The sequence below is a fragment of the Serratia sp. OS31 genome (assembly GCF_014164835.1).
In the GTDB taxonomy this organism is placed as follows: Bacteria; Pseudomonadota; Gammaproteobacteria; order Enterobacterales; family Enterobacteriaceae; genus Serratia; species Serratia liquefaciens_A.
Map to the genome: position 1 here is coordinate 1 of NZ_JACJFQ010000073.1, position 4,136 is coordinate 4,136.

Here is a 4,136-nt window from a genome sequence, read left to right on the forward strand (position 1 = left end):
CCTTTAATCTGATTGATGCGCCTGCGTCACTGATTGAACGTATTGAAACGCTGCTTAACGAGCATACAAAGTCGCAAAATCGCTAATCCTTAGAGTGGGACCGTGGTCTCACTTGTCATTTATCCTATTCCTCTTTTCACATCTTTGGCTGATTTTTGTTAGGTGGGTCCATGGTCCCACTTGAAAAATTATTGTCCAGCTATGTGCTATCATTGAGTTCAGCTGTGCCCCGAAAACGGAAAGCGGTGATGCTGGCGTTGACCTTCTGAATTCAGGCCGTGCGACATAGACGAGTTGTATGTAAAGTTGATTAACCGATGCATTTGCTCGTTTCATGTCGTCGCCAGCTGAGATGGTATTCTCGCTTTTTACCTCACATATCGGCTTTCCGTCGCGCAGATCCGAAAACTCCCAGTCCCGGATCTTAACCGAACCGCAGGGCTTTTTTTCGTCGTAATTTTGGATATTATTATTTCAATGCACTAAATTTATTGGTTTATTTATCGTTACCGCTCGATGGTTAGGAGATTCAATCGACCCTTTTTGAATTAATGAGATGGTCACTCCCTCTTCCAAAGCACTATGCTGAGGACAGGCTTTCATTCGGAGAACCATCATGGAAAATATTGTGCTTATTGGTATCGAGCTGGGTAAAAACTCATTCCATATCCATTGTCAGGTTCGTCATGGCAGAGCGGTTTACCGTAAAAAATTAACCAGACCAAAGTTGTTTGAATTTTTAGCGACGTGTCAGGCAACGACCGTCGCGATGGAAGCCTGTGGTGGTGCTCATTTTATGGTGCGCAAGTTGCTCGAGTTGGGGCATACGCCAAAACTAATTTCACCCCAATTTGTTCGACCCTTCGTCAAAAGTAACAAAAATGACTTTGTTGACGCCGAAGCAATCTGTGAAGCCGCATCACGACCCTCAATGCGGTTTGTTCGTAAGCGTATAGCGAGGACCGTATTGACGAACGGGGGCTATTCAGTTGGCAGTAAGATACGCCACGGCAACAGTTCGCTGACCCGGTTTACCGGCCAGTCAGCAATAACGTCAAGCACATGACGGAGGTAGCTTTCTGGATCTACGCCGTTCAGTTTGCACGTGCCGATCAGGCTGTACAGCAGTGATCCCCGCTCACCACCGTGGTCAGAACCGAAGAACAGGAAGTTTTTTCGACCCAGGCTGACCATCCGCAGCGCATTTTCAGCGATGTTGTTATCGGCTTCAGCCCAGCCATCGTCTGCATAGTACGTCAGTGCCGGCCACTGGTTCAGGGCATACGTGAACGCCTTTGCCAGCTCCGAGTGGCGCGACAGCGTCTTCATTTTTTCCCGCAGCCACCCTTCCAGCCCGCTCAGCAAGGGAACCGTTCTCATCTGACGTTGAGCCAGGCGCTGCGATGCCGGTAACGTAAGCGGCTCATGTAGACCGTATTGACACTCAGATAGAGGTAAGATCGACTTTCCATGGCAGTAGATCACGGACCCTGTTCACCGGCCAGTCCTGGATATTATCGATGACGTAACGCAGCCATGTCTCCGGCTCCACGCCGTTAAGCCGGCAGGTCCCGACCAGCGAGTACAGAACAGCAGCACGCTCTCAGCCTGCGTCTGAACCGGCGAACAGCCAGTTTTTCCTGCCCAGGGCAACGCCACGCAGCGCGTTCTCCGCGATGTTATTGTCTATCTCTGCCCAGCCGTTGCTGCAGTACAGGTTCAGCGCATCCCATTGTTTCAGCAGGTACGCGAACGCCTTCGCCGTATCCGAGTGTCGCGACAGCACCTCCATCTGCGTTTGTATCCAGTCGTACATCGACTGCATCAGCGGAACAGTTCTGGCTTTTCTCACCGTCAGTCGATTTTCTGCCGGGCTGCCGCGTATTTCCGCCTCGATGGCGTACAGTTCACCGATGCGCTTCAGCGCTTCGGTGGTGATGTCAGTCGGGGTTCGGACGTGAACATCGTGGATTTTTCGCCGGGCGTGCGCCATGCAGGCCGCTTCCGTGATGCGACCGTCTTCGTACAGCGCATTATAACCACCGTAAGCATCCGCCTGCAGGATACCGCTGTACCCGGCAAGATGCTGTTGTGGATGAACGCCCTTACGGTCCGGTGAGTAGGCGAACCACACCGCCGGCGGCATCTGTGAACCGGCGTTGCGGTCATCCCGCACGTAGACCCACAGCCGGGCAGTGCGCGTTTTGCCGCTGCCCGGCTCCTGAACAGGCACCGGGATATCGTCGGTGTGCACTTTGCCCGACATCAGCACATACTGTTTCAGCAGGTCATACAGCGGATCCAGCAGTTCGCTCACCGCGCCGGACCAGCGTCCCAGCGTGGCCCGGCTCAGCTCCACGCCCTGACGGCGGTATATCTCCGACTGACGATAGTGAGGTGTGTGCTCTGCGAACTTCGCCGTGACGATTCGGGCCAGCAGGCCGGGACCCGCGTAGCTGCGCTCGATGGGTTTTGAAGGCATGGGGGCCTGAACGATGTGGTCACAGCGGCAGCAGGCCAGTTTGGGCCGCTGCGTTTCGATAACCTTAAAGGCGCTGCTGATGAGCTCCAGCTGCTCCGACACGTCGCAGCCCAGCGGGCTGAGGTCCCCACCGCACGCCGGACAGGCGGTTTCTGCCGGGGACAGTATGCGGGTTTCGCGGGGCAGTGAGGCAGGAAGTGGTTTGCGGGCGGAAGACTGGCGCAGCGGCTGCGGGATCGCAGGGTCATGCTGTTCTCCCAGCACTTCTGCCATCTCTTCCTGCAGTGCGCCGATGCGCGCCTCAGCCTCTCGCACCTGCCGCTGGGTTTTCTCACGCAGCTTTTCGGAGCTCCTGCCGAACTGCATGCGCTGCAGCTTGGCGACCAGCGCCTTCAGCCGGTTGATTTCGCTGGCGTACACCGTCACCCGCTGCGAGAGCAGCCGGTTATACTCTGCCATCTGGCGGATGGTGGCCTGCTGCTCCTGCAGCAGCGCCCTGAGCCGGGCGTTTTCATCAGGGTACGGGGTGTCCATACCCTCACTTTACAGCAGCTTATATGCGTATTCCAGGGCGTTCCGTCCGCTGCGGGTGCTTCCAGTTAATACCTTCCAGCAGCATGGACAGCTGCGCCGGCGTCAGGTGGACTTTTCCGTCACGGGTCACCGGCCACACGAAGCGTCCCCGCTCCAGGCGTTTGGTGAACAGGCACAGGCCGTCGCGGTCAGCCCACAGCACCTTTATCATGTCGCCCCGGCGTCCACGGAAGATGAACCGCACCGGTTTTATTGGAGAGTATTTAGTCCGGAAACTCAGGCGGCGAGCTCCCTGTCTTTTATAGCAACATGATACGCTTTTTCAGCTTCTATCGGTGGGATATGACCCAGTCGTTCCAGTAAACGGCGATTATTGTACCAGTCCACCCATTCCAACGTGGCCAGCTCTATTTCTGTTCGGCTTTTCCAGCTTTTTCGATGTATCACCTCCGCCTTGTACAGGCCGTTGATGCTTTCTGCCATGGCATTGTCATACGAGTCGCCTATGCTACCCGTCGACGCCAACAGCTCAGCATCTTTCAGTCGCTGTGTGTACGCCAGGGACACATATTGCGAACCTTTGTCGCTATGATGGATGGTGCCGGAAGGCCGACGGGCCCACAGCGCCTGCTCCAGTGCATCCAGCACGAACGCTGTTTCCATCGACGATGACACCCTCCATCCCACGATGGCACCGGCAAACACATCAATGATGAATGCGACATACGCAAAGCCCTGATAGGTGGCGCAATAGGTAAAATCTGCCACCCAAAGCTGGTTCGGGTGTTCTGCCGCGAACCGGCGGTTTACCCGGTCCGGCGCCGCCGCTTCCTTCCGGCTTATCGTGGTTCTCACTTTTTTACCCCGTCGCACGCCCGCAAGCCCCATTTCCGTCATGAGCCGTTCCACCGTACACCTGGCCACTTTGAGCCCCTCTCGCAACAACTGTCGCCAGACCTTGCGGGCACCATAAACGCTGTAATTTTCATCGAATACCCGTTGTATTGCGGATTTGAGTCGCTCATCACGTTGTTCACGCTGACTGCGTTTCTCCGGATGTCGCCGACGCTGGTCATGCCAATAATACGTTGACGGGGCAATATCCAGTTCGTGGCATACC

At 55.6% G+C, this 4,136-nt stretch carries 1 protein-coding gene and 4 pseudogenes; 1 reads left to right on the forward strand and 4 read right to left on the reverse strand.

Going from position 1 to position 4,136, the window contains the following annotated elements:
* Positions 1-616: 616 nt before the first annotated feature.
* Positions 617-952 (forward strand): annotated as a pseudogene (locus H5P17_RS26175) (transposase); the annotation flags it as partial.
* Between the two features lie 29 nt (positions 953-981).
* Here H5P17_RS26175 and H5P17_RS26180 read toward each other — a convergent pair.
* The 4 genes and pseudogenes from H5P17_RS26180 to H5P17_RS26195 form a co-directional block, all read right to left on the reverse strand.
* A pseudogene (locus tag H5P17_RS26180) lies at positions 982-1,413 on the reverse strand (transposase); the annotation flags it as partial.
* A gap of 31 nt (positions 1,414-1,444) precedes the next feature.
* A pseudogene (locus H5P17_RS26185) lies at positions 1,445-3,016 on the reverse strand (IS66 family transposase).
* 19 nt (positions 3,017-3,035) lie between these two features.
* A pseudogene (gene tnpB, locus H5P17_RS26190) lies at positions 3,036-3,257 on the reverse strand (IS66 family insertion sequence element accessory protein TnpB); the annotation flags it as partial.
* A 35-nt stretch (positions 3,258-3,292) separates the two neighbouring features.
* Positions 3,293-4,136 (reverse strand): IS3 family transposase (locus H5P17_RS26195; protein WP_182825885.1); only part of this gene is annotated, 844 nt, incomplete at its 5' end.